The sequence below is a fragment of the Bradyrhizobium sp. 141 genome (genome assembly GCF_023074055.1).
In the GTDB taxonomy this organism is placed as follows: Bacteria; Pseudomonadota; Alphaproteobacteria; order Rhizobiales; family Xanthobacteraceae; genus Bradyrhizobium.
The window spans coordinates 101,696-119,768 of sequence record NZ_JADPKR010000046.1 but is presented as its reverse complement, the minus strand read 5'-3'; the positions used below and the strand labels follow the sequence as shown (position 1 = coordinate 119,768).

Annotated in this window: 21 protein-coding genes; 8 read left to right on the top strand and 13 right to left on the bottom strand. The window is 64.2% G+C overall.

The window, feature by feature from the left end; translation table 11 throughout:
* Positions 1 to 189: 189 nt before the first annotated feature.
* Complete coding sequence (locus IVA81_RS13800; RefSeq protein ID WP_247318419.1) at positions 190 to 1,530, bottom strand: MFS transporter; 1,341 nt, start codon at positions 1,528 to 1,530, stop codon at positions 190 to 192.
* A 79-nt stretch (positions 1,531 to 1,609) separates the two neighbouring features.
* Here IVA81_RS13800 and IVA81_RS13795 point away from each other — a divergent pair, with 79 nt between their 5' ends.
* Positions 1,610 to 2,077, top strand: a complete 468-nt coding sequence (locus IVA81_RS13795; RefSeq protein ID WP_247318434.1) for a DUF2809 domain-containing protein — start codon at positions 1,610 to 1,612, stop codon at positions 2,075 to 2,077.
* 63 nt (positions 2,078 to 2,140) lie between these two features.
* Here IVA81_RS13795 and IVA81_RS13790 read toward each other — a convergent pair whose 3' ends face one another.
* The 3 genes from IVA81_RS13790 to IVA81_RS13780 all read right to left on the bottom strand — a co-directional run bounded on the left by IVA81_RS13790 (position 2,141) and on the right by IVA81_RS13780 (position 4,003).
* Complete coding sequence (locus IVA81_RS13790) at positions 2,141 to 3,301, bottom strand: crosslink repair DNA glycosylase YcaQ family protein (RefSeq protein ID WP_247318416.1); 1,161 nt, start codon at positions 3,299 to 3,301, stop codon at positions 2,141 to 2,143.
* 99 nt (positions 3,302 to 3,400) lie between these two features.
* Complete coding sequence (locus IVA81_RS13785) at positions 3,401 to 3,646, bottom strand: hypothetical protein (RefSeq protein ID WP_247318413.1); 246 nt, start codon at positions 3,644 to 3,646, stop codon at positions 3,401 to 3,403.
* 120 nt (positions 3,647 to 3,766) lie between these two features.
* The gene (locus tag IVA81_RS13780) at positions 3,767 to 4,003 is read right to left on the bottom strand and encodes a hypothetical protein (RefSeq protein ID WP_247318431.1); all 237 of its coding nucleotides are present in this window, start codon (positions 4,001 to 4,003) and stop codon (positions 3,767 to 3,769) included.
* A 158-nt stretch (positions 4,004 to 4,161) separates the two neighbouring features.
* Here IVA81_RS13780 and IVA81_RS13775 point away from each other — a divergent pair, with 158 nt between their 5' ends.
* Both IVA81_RS13775 and IVA81_RS13770 read left to right on the top strand, forming a co-directional pair.
* Positions 4,162 to 4,332 carry a hypothetical protein gene (locus IVA81_RS13775; RefSeq protein WP_247318395.1) on the top strand — a complete coding sequence of 57 codons (171 nt, stop codon included), beginning with the start codon at positions 4,162 to 4,164 and terminating at the stop codon, positions 4,330 to 4,332.
* A gap of 47 nt (positions 4,333 to 4,379) precedes the next feature.
* Complete coding sequence (locus IVA81_RS13770) at positions 4,380 to 5,021, top strand: OmpA family protein (RefSeq protein WP_247318393.1); 642 nt, start codon at positions 4,380 to 4,382, stop codon at positions 5,019 to 5,021.
* A gap of 57 nt (positions 5,022 to 5,078) precedes the next feature.
* Here the strand turns inward: IVA81_RS13770 and IVA81_RS13765 are convergent, their stop codons facing one another.
* Positions 5,079 to 6,509 (bottom strand): glycosyltransferase family 39 protein, encoded by a 1,431-nt coding sequence (locus IVA81_RS13765; protein ID WP_247318390.1) that lies wholly within the window; start codon positions 6,507 to 6,509, stop codon positions 5,079 to 5,081.
* Positions 6,510 to 6,561: 52 nt separating this feature from the next.
* Here IVA81_RS13765 and IVA81_RS13760 point away from each other — a divergent pair, with 52 nt between their 5' ends.
* Both IVA81_RS13760 and IVA81_RS13755 read left to right on the top strand, forming a co-directional pair.
* A complete protein-coding gene (locus tag IVA81_RS13760; protein WP_247318387.1) occupies positions 6,562 to 7,263 on the top strand; it encodes a FecR family protein in 702 nt (233 codons plus the stop codon).
* A gap of 2 nt (positions 7,264 to 7,265) precedes the next feature.
* Positions 7,266 to 8,420, top strand: coding sequence for a hypothetical protein (locus IVA81_RS13755; RefSeq protein ID WP_247318369.1), 1,155 nt, complete (start codon positions 7,266 to 7,268; stop codon positions 8,418 to 8,420).
* A 142-nt stretch (positions 8,421 to 8,562) separates the two neighbouring features.
* Here IVA81_RS13755 and IVA81_RS13750 read toward each other — a convergent pair whose 3' ends face one another.
* The 3 genes from IVA81_RS13750 to IVA81_RS13740 form a co-directional block, all read right to left on the bottom strand.
* Positions 8,563 to 9,051 (bottom strand): VOC family protein, encoded by a 489-nt coding sequence (locus tag IVA81_RS13750; RefSeq protein WP_247318366.1) that lies wholly within the window; start codon positions 9,049 to 9,051, stop codon positions 8,563 to 8,565.
* 35 nt (positions 9,052 to 9,086) lie between these two features.
* Positions 9,087 to 9,515: a VOC family protein gene (locus IVA81_RS13745; protein WP_247318363.1), complete on the bottom strand. Its 429-nt coding sequence runs from the start codon at positions 9,513 to 9,515 to the stop codon at positions 9,087 to 9,089.
* Positions 9,516 to 9,645: 130 nt separating this feature from the next.
* Positions 9,646 to 10,158, bottom strand: coding sequence for a cupin domain-containing protein (locus IVA81_RS13740; RefSeq protein ID WP_247318360.1), 513 nt, complete (start codon positions 10,156 to 10,158; stop codon positions 9,646 to 9,648).
* Positions 10,159 to 10,286: 128 nt separating this feature from the next.
* On the opposite strand from IVA81_RS13740, the gene IVA81_RS13735 reads away from it, so the two are divergent.
* Positions 10,287 to 10,505 carry a CsbD family protein gene (locus IVA81_RS13735; protein WP_246927548.1) on the top strand — a complete coding sequence of 73 codons (219 nt, stop codon included), beginning with the start codon at positions 10,287 to 10,289 and terminating at the stop codon, positions 10,503 to 10,505.
* 171 nt (positions 10,506 to 10,676) lie between these two features.
* On the opposite strand, the gene IVA81_RS13730 is transcribed toward IVA81_RS13735, so the two are convergent.
* From IVA81_RS13730 to ggt, 5 genes are all read right to left on the bottom strand, one after another.
* On the bottom strand, positions 10,677 to 11,141 hold the full coding sequence (locus IVA81_RS13730) for an FKBP-type peptidyl-prolyl cis-trans isomerase (RefSeq protein WP_247318358.1): 465 nt from the start codon (positions 11,139 to 11,141) through the stop codon (positions 10,677 to 10,679).
* A 60-nt stretch (positions 11,142 to 11,201) separates the two neighbouring features.
* Positions 11,202 to 13,490 carry a xanthine dehydrogenase family protein molybdopterin-binding subunit gene (locus IVA81_RS13725; protein ID WP_247318355.1) on the bottom strand — a complete coding sequence of 763 codons (2,289 nt, stop codon included), beginning with the start codon at positions 13,488 to 13,490 and terminating at the stop codon, positions 11,202 to 11,204.
* 2 nt (positions 13,491 to 13,492) lie between these two features.
* Entirely contained in the window at positions 13,493 to 14,509 is a 1,017-nt protein-coding gene (locus tag IVA81_RS13720) for a xanthine dehydrogenase family protein subunit M (protein ID WP_247318352.1), read from the bottom strand.
* A gap of 4 nt (positions 14,510 to 14,513) precedes the next feature.
* Complete coding sequence (locus IVA81_RS13715) at positions 14,514 to 15,128, bottom strand: (2Fe-2S)-binding protein (protein WP_247318336.1); 615 nt, start codon at positions 15,126 to 15,128, stop codon at positions 14,514 to 14,516.
* Between the two features lie 166 nt (positions 15,129 to 15,294).
* Positions 15,295 to 16,881, bottom strand: coding sequence for a gamma-glutamyltransferase (gene ggt / locus IVA81_RS13710; RefSeq protein ID WP_247318334.1), 1,587 nt, complete (start codon positions 16,879 to 16,881; stop codon positions 15,295 to 15,297).
* 198 nt (positions 16,882 to 17,079) lie between these two features.
* On the opposite strand from ggt, the gene IVA81_RS13705 reads away from it, so the two are divergent.
* On the top strand, positions 17,080 to 17,862 hold the full coding sequence (locus tag IVA81_RS13705) for a rhodanese-related sulfurtransferase (protein WP_247318331.1): 783 nt from the start codon (positions 17,080 to 17,082) through the stop codon (positions 17,860 to 17,862).
* On the top strand, positions 17,852 to 18,070 hold the full coding sequence (locus tag IVA81_RS13700; protein ID WP_247318328.1) for a SlyX family protein: 219 nt from the start codon (positions 17,852 to 17,854) through the stop codon (positions 18,068 to 18,070). The genes IVA81_RS13705 and IVA81_RS13700 overlap by 11 nt, the downstream gene beginning before the upstream one ends.
* The last annotated feature ends 3 nt before the right edge of the window (positions 18,071 to 18,073 follow it).

Below are 18,073 nucleotides of genomic sequence, written 5' to 3'. Positions count from 1 at the left end.
TCGAACGGCGACCCAGCTCGGGCGGCCACCCGGGCTGGGCCATTCCTCACGGAACGGCTCAATATAATCGATCGCCCTAATACAAGGGTGGGCAAAGCGGCGCGTGCCCACCGCGTCTATCGACGCCCGGAAACTTCGTGGGCACGGCGCGCGAAGGGCGCGCCTTTGCCCACCTCTACGAAACTCGCCTCACCGCCCCTGCTCGGCAAACTCGTGCTTGGTGTCATGGCCGCCCACGAACACCAGGATGCCGGCAAGCAGGGGCAGCACGGCGAGCACCAGCAGACCGGTTGAGGTCTGCCCCGTGGCTTCCTTGACCCAGCCGATCAGGTACGGCCCGCCGAAGCCGGCGAGGTTGCCGATCGAGTTGATCAGGGCAATGCCACCGGCGGCCGCGGTGCCGGAGAGCCAGGCGGTCGGCAGGGTCCAGAACACACCGAAGCAGCAGAACACGCCGATCGCGGCAACTGTCAGCACCACCATCGTCATGGTGGGATCGGTGAGATAGCTGGAGAGGGCGAGCGCGACGGCGGTGAGCAGCAGCGGCGCACCGACATGCATCACGCGCTCGCGCGTCGCATCCGAATGTCGCGCCCACAGAATCATCGCGATGGTGCCGAACAGATACGGGATCGCGGTGACGAAGCCGGTCTGCGCATTGGTCAGCCCGAACGCCTTGACGATCTGCGGCAGCCAGAACTGCATGCCGTAGAGCGCCCCGACGAAGCCAAAATAGATCAGGCTGAGCGCGATCACCTTGGGCGAGGACAGCGCTTCGCCGAGCGAGAAATGCTTCACCGCCTGCTTGGCGGCGATCTCCGAATCGAGCTTCGCCTTGAGCCACGCCTTCTGCTCGCCCGACAGCCAATCCGCCTTCTCCGGCTTGTCGGTGAGATAGAACCAGGTGACGACGCCGAGCAGCACGGACGGGATGCCCTCGATGATGAACAGCCACTGCCAGCCCCTCAGGCCCATCATGCCGTCGAGCCCGAGCAGCAGGCCCGAGACCGGCGCACCGATCACGGTCGAGACCGGCACGGCGATCGCGAAGGCCGCAAGGAAGCGGGCGCGGTATTCGGCCGGATACCAGTAGGTGAGATAGAGGATGATGCCAGGGAAGAAGCCGGCCTCGGCGACACCGAGCAGGAAGCGCAGGACGTAGAAGCTCGTCACGCCGCTGACGAGCGCCATCAGCGCGGAGATGATGCCCCAGGTCACCATGATGCGGGCGATCCAGCGGCTGGCGCCGAACTTCTCCAGCGCCAGATTGCTCGGCACCTCGAAGATGAAATAGCCGATGAAGAAGATGCCGGCGCCCCAGGAGAAGATCAGGGGCGTGAACTTCAGCTCCGCATTCATGGTCAGCGCGGCGAAGCCGAGATTGACGCGGTCGAGATAGGAGAAGAAGTAGGCCAGCACCAGGAACGGAATCAGGCGCCAGGAGATTGCGCGAATCGTCGACGTCTCGATTTCGCTCTTGGCATTCTTGGCACCGCCGGCGGAACCGGCATAGGTGGTGGACTGGCTCATGGCTTCCCCCGGGTTGTTGCTTTTTGTGGGCTGGTTGGCGGTTTTGAGCATCGCGGGCAAAGAGTCAATGGAGCGAGCAATGCGCGCAGCGCAGCCGGATAAACCTGTTGCGCCGTTACGGACATCGCTGATCCGCGCCACCCTCGCCCTCGCGGTGATCGTCTGCGGGCTGTCCCTGCGCTGGTACGGCTTTCCACTCGGCCTGCCTGCATTCGTCGTGAAGTATGGCGGCTCGCTATTGTGGGCCACGATGGTGTTTCTGCTGGCCGGGGTTTTGCTGCCGCGGCTGTCACGCAGCCAACTCGCAGCCATCGCGGCGATCATCGCGATCGTCGTGGAATTCTCCCGGCTGATTCACACGCCATGGCTCGATGCATTCCGGCTGACGACGGCCGGCGCGCTGCTGCTCGGGCGCATCTTCTCGCTGTGGAATTTGGTGGCTTACGCGCTCGGGATTGTGTTCGGCGTTTGGATCGATCGGCTCGCCGAGACGCGCGGTTTCGTAGGTTGGGCAAAGCGAAGCGTGCCCACCAACGACATCTCGTGACGAGAACTGGTGGGCACACCGCTTCGCGCCTTTGCCCACCCTACGAGACCGGTGTTTTGCAACTCACTCCGCCAGCTGAAACCGCTCGAAGCGATCAAGCTCGTCCTCGATCACGCGCTTGATCTCCTTGCGCCCTGCCGTCTTCTTCCCCTGCCCGACCCAGGTCCATTTCTGCATCAAGAGCTTGTTGGCCTGCCGATCCGTCTTCAGGTCGAGCGCAGCGACGATCTCGTCGCCGACCAGCACCGGCAGCGCAAAATAGCCGAGCTTGCGTTTGGCCTTCGGCACATAGGCCTCGAACAGGTGGTTGTAACCGAAGATGAGATTGGTGCGCTTGCGCTGGATGATCAGGGGATCGAACGGCGAGAGGATGTGGACGAGGTCGGGCGACACCTCATGCGGCTCGAGCGCGGCGGGGAAGGCCCAATGCTCCTGCTTGCCGGCGCCCTCGAGCGCGATCGGCACGAGCTCGCCGCGGCGGACGCGCGCGGCGATCAGGCTCGCGACCGCCTTCTTGCGCGGCGCATCGAGATGACAGATCGAATCGAGGCTCACCACCCCTTGCGAGCGCAATGCGCGGTCGAGCAGATAGGCCGTGATCTCCCTTGACGAGGCGGGCCTCGGCAGCTTGTCCCAGCCGAAATGACGTGTCATCAGCTCGTAAGTCTTGAGCATACCCTGCCGCTCGCTGATGGTCACGGCGCCGGTATAGAAGGCAAGCTGCAACGCCCGCTTCGAAGGCTTGCGGCTCTGCCACAGGTGCTCCTTCTCGGTGAGCACGTCGTCCTCGATGTCGCGGATCGTCAGCGGACCGGCACGCACCAACCGCATCACCTTGCGCGTGTCGGCCGGCTTCACCGAGGCGAACCATTTGTGCCCCTCGCGGCGATGCTCGCGCATCGCCGGCAAGAAGAAGCGGAAGTCGTCAGCCGGAACGTAAGAGAGCGCGTGCGTCCAGTATTCGAACACGCGTTTGTCGACGCTCTGGGCGTGACGCAGATCGGCGCGGCGGTACGACGGGATACGGCTGAACAGGATATGGTGATGGCAGCGCTCGATGACGTTGATGGTGTCGATCTGCACATAGCCGAGATGAGCTACCGCGTCGGCGACGGCCTGCGCTCCGTCGCCGAACGGGGCGCGCTCATCCAGCCGCTGGGCGTGCAGCCAGATCTGCCGGGCCTGTGTCATGGTGAGGGAGAGCGGTTTTGGAGCGCGGGACATTGCGGGAAGCAATGTAGCGGGATTCGCTGGGGCAAACAAAAGATGCAAGAAAACCGCGCTGCCATCTGCTGACAGCGCGGTCGGTCAATCGACGCTCAACTATTTCGCGCTCATCTTCTGCGCCTTGATGTAGTGCTTGCAGGCGCCACGCATGTTGCCTTTGCTCATCTCGGTGTTGGCTGCAGCCATTTCCTTCGCCATCGCCTGTTTGGCGGGCGAATCCACGGTTCCCATCGCGGTCATCGATTTGCCGATCGCCTCGCCGGTACAGGGTTGCATCTTTGCCGCAGAAGCCGGCGAGGCCGCGAATGCGGCGAGCAGAACGGCCGAAAGCAACATCTTCATCGAATGTCTCCTCCGTAGAACAAAACCGGCGCCATGCCGGCCAACACGAGAGCCATTCTTCAGTGACAAGTTTTCAGGGAGAAGACATTTTCGTTGCTGCGCTGCAGTGCCAGCCCACTATTAGCGTGCGGCTTTTGGGCGCTCCCCGACGCTGCCCGTCGCGACATCCGGCTCGCACGACGCCTTGCCGCGCCCCTCCGACTGGCAGCGATAGACGTTGCCGGTGAGACGATCGACCAGCCAGATGTTTTCCTCGGTCGGCCCCTCGAGGCCAACATAGCGGGAGGTCATCCCCGTAATCAGCGTCGACAGCAGGATCGCCACCGCAATCATGGCTGCGCCGATATAGATGGGCATCGAGTTCAGGTGCACTGGCCGATCCGGCGGGCCGCTTCGATAGAACTGGTTGTCACGTTGGTAGTCGGTCGGCCTCGGCACTGGATGGAACTCAGCTCCCGGTCACGGACGAATTGTTGAATGATTGAAACGTGCTAGGCGGGCATCTGGACGAATTCTTGTTCGCGCGCGGGCCGCTCGGCGACGCCTTTGCGACGATCGGTGCACGCGGGTTTCCGAAAAACCCACGGGCCGGGTTCGAAGCAGTGATCGCGGCAGATCAGGGTGACCTCGGCTCGGCGGCCTTGGATGTGACCAAGATCACATCAAGCTCTTTGAACCTGCCCTAGGCTCGCAGCATCAAATCGCTATCAGGCGTAACACCGAGGATATGACAATGACCCGTTTTGATAAGTTCTTTGGACTGAAGGCGATGACTCTCACCGCCGCCCTGTCGATGACGGCGGGCTTGGCCATGGCCGGCGACAACAACGTCTCCACCGACAAGATCCTGGATGCACTGAAGCCGAAGCCGGCGACCCGCGGCCTGTCCGTCGGTCCGCAGGCCGACACGGCCGTGCAGGCCAAGGAAGCGACCTTCCTGAACACCGTACGCAACCGCTCGACCCGGTCGCTCTCAACCGGCGAGCGCGAGCAGATCGCCGAGCTCGCCGCGACCAAGCCGAAGATCGACCTGGAGATCCAGTTCGACTACAACTCGGCCGACATCGCCAAGACCTCGATGGCCTCGGTGCAGGCGCTCGGCAAGGCCCTGTCGGATCCGGCGCTCAAGGGCTCGACCTTCGTGGTCGCCGGCCATACCGACGCGACCGGTGGCGAAGAGTACAATCAGGGGCTCTCCGAGCGGCGCGCCGACACCATCAAGAAGTATTTGGTGCAGAACTACGGTCTGAACGGCACCGATGTCGTCACCGTCGGTTACGGCGAGACCAAGCTGAAGGACACCGCCAACGGCGCTGACCCGATCAACCGCCGCGTCCAGGTCGTGAACATGGACACCAAAACCGCGTCGAAATGATCCGGAATTGATCGCCAACGCAAAACTCGCCGCCTGCCGCCCCGGCAGGCGGCGTTGTCATATCCAGCTCTGGAACAGCATCAGCCGGCCGAAGGTCCGCATGGAGGTGCCGACGAAGGCTGCGGAAACCGGCAGCATGACCGTAAAGCCGGCTGCGGCGACGCCGACATAGGCCCACAGCAGCCAGCGCGGCAGCCCCTGCCGGCGCAGCACATAGACCAGCGCGAGCGACGCCGCGGTCGCGGCCGGCAGGTAATAGTAGATGAAGCCGAGTGTGCGCGGCAGCAGCGCCCAGGCGAGCCAGGGCCCGAAATAGAACGCCGCGATCAGGAAGGCATCCCAGCGCCGCGCCACGATGAAGTCGCGCAGCACCACAGTGAGCGCAACCAGCGCCGGCCACAGCACCAGCGGATTGCCGAGAAAGACAATCGCGGCGACGTTGTCCTCCGCGCTCTTGTCGAACAGGAACCAGACGGGACGGGCGAGCAGCGGCCAGGACGGCCACGAACTCATATAGGTGTGGCCGGCAATCGCGGTCGTCGTGTTGTCGGCGAAGATCCGGCGCTGCGCCTCGATCAGGTCCGGCAGCGACAGGCCGTAGAGCGGAACGAAGGCGGCAAGGTAAGCCACGCCTGGCAAGACGGCGAAGCACAGCGCGACATGATGCAGCTTCAAGCCGGACCAGAGATCCGGCCGATACCAGTCGTCCGGCTTCGCGTCGGCGAACAGTGTTCGCCAGCCCTGCATCAGACGGATCACCGCAACGATGACGATGCAGACGCCGAGCGGAAACAGGCCGCTCCATTTGCAGGCTGCGGCCAGACCGAACAGGCCGCCGGCAAGCGCGAACAGCGCCTGCGGCCGCTCTCGTCGAAAACCATGCATGAAGGCTGCGATCGCGAGCAGACTGAGGCCGAGCGCAAAGATATCGAGCATGGCGATGCGCGCCTGCACGTACAGCATCTGGTTCAACCCGGCGATCAGCGCGGCGGCAATCGCAGGCCCTTGCGCGGAGAACAGCGCGAGGCCGCACAGATAGATCGCGACGATCGCCAATGCGCCGAACAATGTCGCGGGATAGCGCCAGCCGAGCGCGTTGTCGCCAAACGCCGCGATCGAGGCCGCGATCAGCTCTTTTCCCAGCGGCGGGTGCATCGGATTGAGCATCGGCTGCGACATCGCCGGTGCCAGCATCTGCCGCGCCGCCGGCACGTAGTGCACCTCGTCGAAGACGAATTTCTCCGGCGTCGTCAGGCCGATCAGCAGCGCGAGATGAGCGACCAGGAAGATTGCGACAGCAATGACTGTGCTCCGCGACATCTTGGGAACTGCGGACGGTTCAAGGGGCTGCTGTGGGGATGTTTTGCGTGGCAAATTTGCGTCACCGCGGACAAAAAAAGAGATCGCGATTTTCATTGAACGCATTCTGCCGCAACTGTCACTAAGCATAGCGCACGTCCCGCGCTGCTTGTGATAAATTCGCCACATCGCAAGCATGCGCGATCCGGTACGATCAGGGACATATCGATCGGTTGCGAAAATGAATTTGCGTTTCTGGCTTTTCCCCACCTTGTTGTCGGCCGCATTATGTGCGGCGCCTTGCGCGCTGGCGCAGACGCGCGTCGGCGAAGCCGTCGTGATCCAGAACGACGTGGTTCGCGTGGCCGCGACCACGATACCGATCAGCGTCGGCGACAGCATGCTGCGCGACGAGACCGTGCGCACCGGCGCCGACAGCGCAGCGCGCTTCGTGATGGCCGACAGCACCAATCTGTCGCTCGGGCCGAGCGCCACGCTCAAGCTCGACCGCACCGTCTTCAACGACGAGCACAGCTATCGCGACATCGCCATCCGCATGACCACCGGCGCATTCCGTTTCGTCACCGGACATTCCGCCAAGACCGCCTACAAGATCACGACGCCGCTTGCGACCATCGGCGTGCGCGGCACCACGCTCGACATCCTCTCGCAGCGCGGGCGCTCCGTCGTCGTGCTTCAGGACGGCGCGGCCAGCGTCTGCACGACGAGCTCCCAATGCGTGCAACTCACTCAGCCTGGCGACACCGCGATCATCACCTCGACCGGCGGCAAGGTGAGCATCACCAAGTCCAATACGCCGCCCTGGACCTTCGCCGCCAACTGCGCAGCGAGCGCCGGGTTGTGCGCGGTGAACCAGTACGCCGGCGCCTCGCCGACCATCACGCCCGCCGTCCAGGACGACGGCATGCTCTGCGGGCGCTGACGATGGCGAAGTTCAACGTCAGGCGCCTCATCCTTGCCGCTGTGCTGACCGCAACCGCGGCGTTTGCGCTTGTCGCATTGAATGCCCGCCCGGCGGCTGCGCAGGCGGCGGAGTGCGAGTCCGGGTGCGGTGAACCGAATCCCAATCCGTCCCCGACCTATTCTCCGTCACCGTATCCGTCACCCACTCCTACGCCCTCCCCATCGCCGAGCCCCTATCCGTCGCCTTCGCCGAGCCCGTATCCTCCGCCGTCGGGACCCACCGGCGCCGATTCCAGCGGCAATTCGATCGGCGGCCTCGCGGGCCAGCGCTTCAACCAGATGATCACCAACCGGGTACTCGGCACGGTGCTGCTCGGCGTCAACGAGCAGGTCAATTGCAGCGATTGCATCAGCGCGTTCGGCTCGGCCGGCTCGTTCTCGGCCGGCATCCACGGCCGCAAGGAGCTGACCAACAATCTGTCGCTGCTCGCCGGCATCGCCTACACGCACTACAACGAAGGCGGTTACAAGATCACGAGCGCGCCGATCGGTGCGTTCGCGCTGCGCTACGACTTCACCGATTGGGGCTCCTCGCGCCCGTTCTTCGACGTCGGAACGATCCTGACGCCGTGGGAGAAGGCGCGCTACACCCGCAGCTACAACACCAGTCTCGGTCCGGTGAGCGTGACCAGCTCCACCAACGCCTCGAACTATGCGGTCTACGGCCGCGCCGGCTGGATGAGCCGCGTGTCGCCGCGCGACGAGGTCGCAGCTTCGATCGAGGTCTGGCAGCTCTGGCAGCGCGTGTCGGGCTATACCGACAGCACGGTGGCCTTCAATCCGTTCGACGCCACCATCGCGACCGGCACCGACCGCACCAGCCTGGTCAAGATCGGCGGCCAGTGGACGCATCTCTACGGCAGCAACATCGAGGCCAACATCAACGGCGGCTGGGTGCAGTCGTTTGCGAGCCACAGCGGCATCGTCGCGACCGTGACCGGCAACGGCGTGGTGGTGCCGACCATGGGCAACCAGGGCTGGTTCGAATATGGCGGCCGCCTCGGCTTCCGCGTGCAAAAGGGTTGGGTCGTGGATCTCTTCGCCAACGGCACGCTGGGCCCGCAGCCGGTCGGCAACACCATCCACGGCGGCGTGGGGCTGAGGATCAATTACTGAGGCGCGTCGCCAAGGTAATAATCTCGTAGGTGGGCAAGGCGAAGCGTGCCCACCACCTCTCAACCGGAGACGGATGGTGGGCACGGCGCAAGAGCGCCTTTGCCCACCCTACGATACTGATCGTGTCGCGAGCGCGTCTGCACTACGCCGCCGACTTGCCCTCGAAGGCCCGGCGCAGCACGTCAACGTCCAGCTTCACCATCTTCATCATGGCCTGCATCGCGCGCGCGGCGGCAGCCTTGTCCGGGCTCGACAGAAATTCGAACATCACTTTCGGCACCACCTGCCACGCCACGCCCCAGCGATCCCTGAGCCAGCCGCATTGCTCTTCCTTGCCGCCATGGGCCAGGAACGCATTCCAGACGTGATCGACCTGCGCCTGGTCGTCGCAATGAATCATCAGCGAGATGGCATGGGTATATTCCATCTTCATCCCGCCGTTGAGCGCGACCAGCGGCTGGCCGGCCACAGTGAACTCGACGACGAGCACGGAGCCTTCCTTGCCGGAGGGACCGTCCGAAACATTACGCTGAACATGCGTGATCGCCGAATTTGGCACGAGAGAAACGTAGAATTTTGCAGCGTCCTCGGCATCGCCGTTGAACCACATGCAGGGCACGAGCTTGGACATCGTGGAGGCTCCTCTTCAGATCTTCCGGGTTTGGATCAGGCAGTCGCCATCTCGGGCTGCGGAGGGGCAGCCGCGAGATCCATCCAGTTCACACCCCACATGTGGCCATCGAGATCCTCGAAGCTGCGGCCGTACATGAAGCTGTATTCGTCCTTCGGGCTGGGATCAGCCACGCCGCCCGCAGCCTCGGCCTTACCGACGATATCGTCGACCTCGCTGCGGCTGTCCGCGGACAGGCAGAACAGGACTTGATTCGAGGTCTTGGCATCCGCGATCGGCTTCGGCGTGAACTGACGGAATTTGTCGTGGGTCAGCAGCATGGCGAAGATGGTCTCGGAAAAGACCATGCAGCTCGCCGTGTCGTCGCAGAATTGAGGGTTCTTGATCGCGCCGATCGCCTCGTAAAAGGCGGTCGCGCGCTTGAGGTCGGTCACCGGCAGGTTGACGAAGATCATCTTGGGCATCGGAAGCTCCTTGGGCGGGTTCTGCCCAAGGACGGACGGCCAAGCCGCCATCCGACACGGCTTTCCGACTATTTTTTCGGACCCCGGCTGCGAGGTTCTGTCGCACCGAACCCCGCCCCTTGAGGCAGCCTTACTTCTTCTCGTTCGGATCCCGGTGCACCGGGTCGATCCACAACACCGTTTCGGGCTTCTCGATCGGCTCGATGTCGAGGTTGATCGCCACCGCCTCGCCATCGCTGCGCACCAGCACGCATTCCAGCACCTCGTCGGGACTGGCGTTGATCTCCTGGTGCGGCACGTAAGGTGGGACGAAAATGAAATCGCCGGGGCCTGCCTCCGCGGTGAATTGCAGGCTCTCGCCCCAGCGCATCCGCGCCTTGCCCTTCACGACATAGATGACGCTTTCGAGATGACCGTGATGATGCGCGCCGGTCTTGGCGTCCGGCTTGATGCTGACGGTGCCGGCCCACAGTTTCTGCGCGCCGACGCGCGCGAAATTGATCGCGGCCGCGCGGTCCATGCCTGCCGTCGAGGGCACGTTGGTGTCGAGCTGGTTACTGGGAATGACGCGCACGCCGTCATGTTTCCAGCGATCGTCGTGATCGTGGTCATGGTGGGAGTGCGAATGATCATGGCCGGTCATGGGACTTGCTTTCTGTTGGTTCCGTGCGCGGCAAACTAACCCGAAGCTGCACCCGCGAGCCATACCAAAATCGGAACCCTCGTAGCTGCGGGAGGTTGTCTTTGCGAACAGGATGGAAGGAGAGTTTCATGGGTAGCACGACCGACAAGATCAAGGGCAACGCCAACGAAGCCATCGGCAAGGCCAAGCAAGGCATCGGTGAAGCCACCGGTTCCGACCGGATGAAGGGCGAAGGCGCGGTCCAGGAAGTGAAGGGCAAGGGCCAGCAGGCCATGGGCGATGCGAAGGACGCCGCGAAGGAAGCGATGGATCGCGCCGCGGCAGCGGCAAAGCGCGCGACGGAGTGACGCGCGAGCAAGCTTGAGAACGAAAAGACCGGCCGAAAGGCCGGTCTTTTTGTTTGGACTGCTCTCTCCGTCATGGCCGGGCTTGTCCCGGCCATCCACGACTTGGCCTCGCAGCACGAAGATCGTGGATGCCCGGGACAAGCCCGGGCATGACGACGTGGAGAAGTCAGTTCACTTCACCGCGAGCAATTCCACGTCGAACATCAGCGTTGCGTTCGGCGGGATCACGCCGCCGGCACCGCGGGCGCCGTAGCCGAGCTGCGGCGGGATGATCAGCGTGCGCTTGCCGCCAACCTTCATGGAGGCAACGCCCTCGTCCCAGCCGGCGATGACGCGGCCCTTGCCGATGGGGAATTCGAACGGCTCCTTGCGATCGACGGAGCTATCGAATTTCTTGCCCTTCTGGCCGTTCTCATAAAGCCAGCCGGTATAGTGCATCACGCAGATCTGGCCAGCCTGGGGCGAAGCACCGGTGCCGACGGTGGAGTCGATGATCTGCAAGCCTGAAGCTGTGGTCATGGTCTTTCCTGCGGTCTGGGCCGAGGCCGTGGTGGAAACGAAATGCGACACGCTCGCGATCACCGTGATCGCGAGTGCCGACATCAGGGTGAGGAGCGCGCGCTGGAAACGCTGCATAAGGCACCTTCCGTTTGAGGCGGAAGGTGTCTAGCGCAACGCGGATAGGGTTTCCACCCCTCAGACCTCGATATTTTCCAGCCGGACCGGGAGCTTGCGGATGCGCTGGCCGGTGGCGTGGTGGATCGCGTTGCAGATCGCAGCATTGGTGCCGACATTGGCGAGCTCGCCGAGCCCTTTGACGCCCGCCGGGTTGATATGATCGTCCTGCTCCGAGAGCATGATCACCTCGACGCCCGGGACGTCCGCATTCACCGGCACGAGGTAGTCGGCAAGATTGTCGTTGACGTAGCGCGCATTGCGCTCGTCGATTTCCGTGGCCTCCAACAGCGCCGACGACATGCCCCAGATCAGGCCGCCCATCAGCTGGCTGCGCGCCGTGCGCGGGTTCATGATGCGGCCGCCGGCGAAGGCCCCGACCAGACGGGGGCAGCGGATCTCGTGCGTGAAGCGATTGATGCGGACCTCAACGAACTCCGCGCCGAAGGCATAGGCGATCTGGTCTTTCATCGCGTGACCGCCCACGATCCGCACCTGCCCGCTGTGCATGGCCTTGAACGAATCGAGCGGCGCACCTTCCGGCTTCCACTCGCCATATTCCTCGACCACGCCGACGCCGAGGGCATTGAACGCCTTTTCGATATCGAGCGGACGATCGCTCTTGGCGGCTTGGGTCGCCGGCGCCTGGCTGATGCCAACGGTCTCTTTGGCCTTGTCTGTGAGACTGTCAGGCATCACGGCCTTGAACAGGCGCTGGCGAATCTGATCACACACCATCATCACCGCCGAGCAGGTGCTCGCGGTCGAGTTCGATCCGCCGGCAACCGGCGCCGGGGGCAGATCGCTGTCACCCATGAAGACGGCGACTTTCTCGAGGGGCACGCCGAGCCGCTCGGTCGCGGTCTGGGCGATCACCGTGTAGGCACCGGTGCCGATCTCGTGGCCAGCGATCTCGACCCGGGTACGGCCGTCACGCTGCAGGCGCACGCGCGCAGCAGACGGCGCCATCTGCGTCGGATAGCAGGTGGCGGCACAGCCATAGCCGATCAACCACTCGCCGTCCGACATCGATTTCGGCTGTGGTGAGCGCTGCGCCCAGCCGAATGCCTTGGCGGCCTCGTCGAAACAGGCCATCAGCGAGCGCGACGAATAGGGCTTGCCGCCGATCGGCTCGTTTGTGGTGTCGTTGATGCGGCGAAGCTCGACCGGATCCATATTCAGTTTCACCGCGAGCTCGTCCATCGCGCTCTCCAGCGCGAACAGATACGGCACTTCCGGTGGCGAGCGCATGAAGCCGGGGGTGTTGCGATCGGCACGCACGATCGACACCAGGCTGGCGACGTTCGGACAGGCATAGAGCCGCGCCGTCGTCTTGGTGCCGCCGACGCAATAGGCGTCGGGACGCGAGGAGACTTCAGCCCCCTCATGCCTCAAAGCGAGCAGTTTGCCGTCCCGACTGGCGCCAAGCTTGATCTCGTGCCTGGTCTCGGCGCGATGCGTCGTGATGGTAAACCCCTGGTCGCGGGTCGGGACCAGCTTGATCGGTCGGTTCAGGCGTTTGGCAATGCCGGCGATGATGGCGGTCCGCGGCGTCATCGAGCCGCGCGAGCCGAAGCCGCCGCCGACATAGGGATTGACCACGCGCACCTTGTCGGCGTCGATGCCGAGCTGCTCGGCAACGCCGTTCTTCAGGCCGTAGACGAACTGGCTACCCTCATAGATGACGAGGTTGTCGCCCATCCACACGCAGCTCGTCGAGAACAGCTCCATCGGATTGTGATGCTGTGTCGGCGTCTCGTAGGAGGCGGTCAGCTTGACCTCGGCCGTGTCGAACGCCTTGGCGAAATCGCCGACCTCGGGGTCTTCCTTGAACTGGGCACTCTGCCCCTTCGCAGCCGCCGTGGTGGTGCCGGGCGAGTCGAAAGTCGCACTCGGCGCCGTGGCGGTGTAGCTGACTTTGACCCGGTTGGCTGCCTCGCGCGCAGCCTCATAACTTTCCGCGACGACGACAGCGATGATCTGGCCGTCATGGGCGATATCGGCCGACTTCAGCGGCTGGATCGTCGTGCCCGCATAGCCGCCATTGCTGAACAGCTTCGACTCCTTCAGCTTCGGGGCGTTCTCGTGGGTGACGATGTCGATCACGCCGCGGACACGCTTGGCGTCATCGAGATCGAAACCGTCGATGCGACCCTTGGCGATCGCACTGGTGACCAGGAATGCAAAAGCCGGATTGTCCAGCGGCATGTCGGACGCATAGGTCGCCCGCCCCGTGACTTTTGCGGCCGCATCATAGCGCGGCACCGGCTGGCCCATATTCACCTTCGGCTCGGGAGCTGCAGCGGTCATGATCAGATCTCCATCGTTACGGCCTGCTGAAGCGCGCGCGCCACTACGCGCTTGCCGAGCGCGATCTTGAAGCTGTTGTGCCGACGGCCCCTGGCGTCTGCGAAGGCGGCATCCGCGACGCGCTGCGCCAGGCCGTCATCGAACTTCTGCCCCTTCAACACCGCCTCCGCCTCGCGCGCGCGCCAGGGCACGGTGGCGACGCCACCAAGGGCGATCCGCGCGTCCCTGACCGTGCCCTCCCGTACGTCGAGCGCGACCGCAGCCGACGACAGCGCGAACTCATAGGATTGCCGGTCGCGCGCCTTCAGGTACACCGAACGCGGCCAGCGGCCGGAGATGGAGAAGGCCGAGATCAGCTCGCCCGGCCGAAGCGTTGTCTCGATGTCGGGCGTATTGCCGGGCGCCTTGTGTAACTCTGAGAACGGCATGTTGCGCGTACCGGATCTGCCGGTGATCTCGACCATTGCGTCCAGCGCGACCAGGGCCTGGGCAAAATCGCCGGGATAGGTCGCAATGCATTGATCGGACGCGCCGAGCACGGCATGCATGCGGTTGACGCCGTCCATGGCGGCACAGCCGGAGCCGGGATTGCGCTTGTTGCAATTCTCGTAGGAGACATCGCGGAAATAGCTGCAACGGGTCCGCTGCATCACATTGCCGCCGAGCGTCGCCATATTGCGCAGCTGGGCGCTCGCGGCGAGCTTCAGCGAATTTGCGATCACCGGGTAGTGGCGCTGGATCTCCTCATGCGCGGCGACATCCGACATCTTCGCGAGAGCACCGAGCCGCAAGCCGTCGTTGCCCGGGTCGATTGCCGACCAGCCATCCGCAAGCGGATTGATGTCGACGATCGCGGTCGGCCGCATCACGTCGAGCTTCATCAAGTCGATCAACGTGGTACCGCCCGCAAGCGGCTGCGCTGCAGCCTTGGTCAGCGCATCGTTCGCGGCCGCGGCGGCGCTGAGCGCCTGCACGGCCACGGCAGGGTCTGTTGCCCTTTGATACGAGAAAGGTCGCATTCGTCTAGCCTTTCATGATCTCGGGCGCGGCCTGCTTCACGGCCGCAACGATGTTGGGATAGGCAGCGCAACGGCAGATGTTGCCGCTCATGTATTCGCGGATGTCGGCCTCGCTCCCCGCATGTCCCTCCTTGACGCAGGCGACGGCCGACATGATCTGGCCGGGCGTGCAGTAGCCACACTGGAATGCATCGTTGTCGACAAAGGCCTGCTGCATCGGATGCAGGCGATCATCGGTGGCGAGGCCCTCGATGGTCGTGATCTCCTGCCCTTCCGCGGCGAGTGCGAGCGTGAGACACGACACCACCCGCCGGTCGTCGATCAGCACGGTGCAGGCGCCGCACTGGCCATGGTCGCAGCCCTTCTTGCTGCCGGTGAGCTTGAGATGGTCGCGGAGCGCGTCCAGCACCGTGGTGCGGGCGTCAATGCTCAGGCGCTTGTCCTTGCCATTGACCCGCAGCGTGACGTCGACGGGAAGCGACGGATCCTGTGCGACCGGGGCCCTGGCCTCCTCGGCGGCGGCGCGCGCCGTGATCGGGACGAGCGCACTGCCAGCGGCGCCGGCCATGAAGGCGCGCCGATCGAATGCTGATTGCTTGGAACTTGATTTGTCGGGCATCGACGCCTCCGCCGCTTATCTGCAAAGCAGCGCACGCCTGCACCGCCCATCGCCCCTTAACCTGAAGCGATGAGCTCCGTTCCGAACGAGAAAGGGCGATGCAGCAATTGCCGCATCGCCCTTCGTCAACTTTTCCTGATCTTGTGCGGGGAACTCGCGCGCGCGGTCAGTACCCCAGCGCGCAGCCGTCCTTGCGCGGATCGGAACCGCCAGTCAGCGTGCCCTTTTCCCAGTCGATCCAGATTGCCTGAGCGCCGCCGAGCGGACCGACCACGCTGGTGGTCTTGTGGCCGAGCTGCTTCAGGCCTTCGACGATCGCAGCCGGCACGCTGTCCTCGAGCTGATACTGGCCCTCGTAGTGCAGGCCGCGCGGCATGTCGATCGCCTCCTGCACGTCGCAGCCATAGTCGAGGATGTTGGTCACAACGCGGGTCTGGCCGACCGGCTGGTACTGTCCGCCCATCACCGCGAACGGCATCACGGAGCGGCCGCCCTTGGTGAGCAGGCTCGGCATGATCGTGTGCAGCGGGCGCTTGCCACCGGCGATGCAGTTGGGGTGGCCGGGCTGAATGCGGAAGCCGCCGGCGCGGTTCTGGAACAAGACGCCGGTCTTGTTCGAGACGATCGCCGAGCCGAACGAATGCGCGATCGAGTTGATGAACGAGCAGACGTTGCGGTCCTTGTCGACGACGGTGATGTAGATGGTCGAGGGATTCATCGGCGGCGCAACGTTCGGCAGGTCGAGCATGCCGTCCATGCGGATCTTGGCGATGTGCTCGTCGCAGAACTCCTTGGCGAGGATCTTCGCGACCTCGATCTGCATGTGCTCGGGGTCGGCGACATGCAGCTCGCGATGCATATAGGCGATGCGCGCGGCTTCCGCCTCGAGATGGAAGCGCTCGATGCTGAGCGGCGCGTATTTTGTCAGGTCGAACCGCGACAGGATGTTGAGCATCAGCAGCATGGTGAGGCCGGGTCCGTTCGGCGGGCACTGCCAGACGTCGTAGCCCTTGTACATGGTGCCGATCGGCGACGTCGTCTCGGTGGTGTGCGCGGCGAAATCGTCGAGCGTGTGCAGGCCGCCGATCCCGCGCAAAGTCTCGACCATGTCTTCCGCGACCTCGCCCTTGTAGAAGGCATCGCGGCCGTCCTTGGCGATCGCGCGCAGCGTCTTGCCGAGTTCGGCCTGGCGGATGACGTCGCCGGCCACCGGCGGTTTGCCGCCCGGCAACAAATAACGCACGGTGTTGGTGCCACCTTTCAGCTTCTCGAACTGATTCTTCCAGTCGAATGCGATGCGGGGCGCGACGACATAGCCTTCCTCCGCCGCCTTGATCGCGGGCTGGAGCAGCCGGTCGAAGCCGAACTTGCCGTGATCGCGCAAGACGGTCGCGAAGGCATCGACCACGCCGGGAATCGACACCGCATGGGCCGAGGTCAAGGGCACGGAGTTGATCTTGCGTTCGAGATACCAGTCGGCGTTTGCCGCCTTCGGCGCGCGGCCGGAGCCGTTATAGGCAATGATCTTGCCCTCACCCCGCCGCTGGATCAGCGCAAAGCAGTCACCGCCGATGCCGGTCGATTGCGGCTCGATCACGCCGAGCAGGGCCGAGCCGGCGACCGCGGCATCCACCGCCGTGCCGCCCTCGCGCAGCACCTCGATCGCCGCGAGCGAAGCCTGCGGGTGCGAGGTCGCCACCATCGCGTTGGTGGCGTGGACCGTGGACCTGCCGGGGAAATGGAAGTTTCTCATCGAATTCTTGCTCTCTTGGCCGTGGATGCGCGCGCCGCGCCGGTCTCGAAAAAACCGGGTCTACATGACACATTCCGGCGGGCCTGGGCAATGCTGGCATACCAGGGAAATGGCTGCCATCCGCTGGGGGTATAGACCTTTGGCGGCCAGCGGCCATGCGGGTTTTCTGAGCGGCGGCCGCCTGCTAAACGAGCCGCCATGTCTGATCCGAATTCGGCCATCAAGGTCGCCGCCTTCTATCAATTCGCCGCCCTCCCGGATTACCGCGAGCTGCGCCAGCCGCTGCGCGCGTTCTGCGCAGGTCTGGCGCTGAAAGGCAGCGTGCTGCTGGCGCAGGAGGGCATCAACGGCACGCTTGCCGGCGCGCCGGCGGCGATGGACGCTCTCGCTTATGAGCTGGCGCACGGCGACATGTTCGGCGGCAGGCTCGACAAGCTCGAATTGAAATTCTCGACCGCCGAAGCGATGCCGTTCGGGCGGCTCAAGGTGCGCCTGAAGAAGGAAATCGTCACGCTCGGCGACGAGGCTGCCGATCCAACCCGCCAGGCCGGCACTTACGTCGATGCCGCCGAATGGAACGCGCTGATCGCTGCGCCCGACACGCTGCTGCTCGACACCCGCAACGCCTTCGAGGTGGCGATGGGCACGTTCGAGGGCGCCGTCGATCCCGGCATCAGGAGCTTTGGCCAATTCAAGGATTTTGCCGCAGCTGCGCTTGATCCCGCAAAGCATCGCAGGATCGCGATGTTCTGCACCGGCGGCATCCGCTGCGAGAAGGCGAGCGCGCATCTGCTCGCGCGCGGCTTTGCCGAGGTCTATCACCTCAAGGGCGGCATCCTCAAATATCTGGAAGAGGTGCCGGAGGCGCAGAGCCGCTGGCGCGGCGAATGCTTCGTGTTCGACGAGCGCGTCGCGCTCGGCCACGGTTTGCGCGAGCGGAGCTTGCTGGAACAAGATATGGGGCAAGGCCGTGACGAATGAGATCAAGAGTCTGGGCGAGCGCATCGACACGCTGGAGACGCGGCTCGCCTATCAGGACGACACGATCGAGACGCTGAACCAGACCATCACTGCGCAGTGGAAGCAGATCAATCTGCTGACGCGGAAGATCGCAGAGCTCGGCGAGCGGCTGCAGGAAGCGGAGGCCAATGCGCCCGGACCCGCCAACGAGCCTCCGCCGCATTATTGAGCC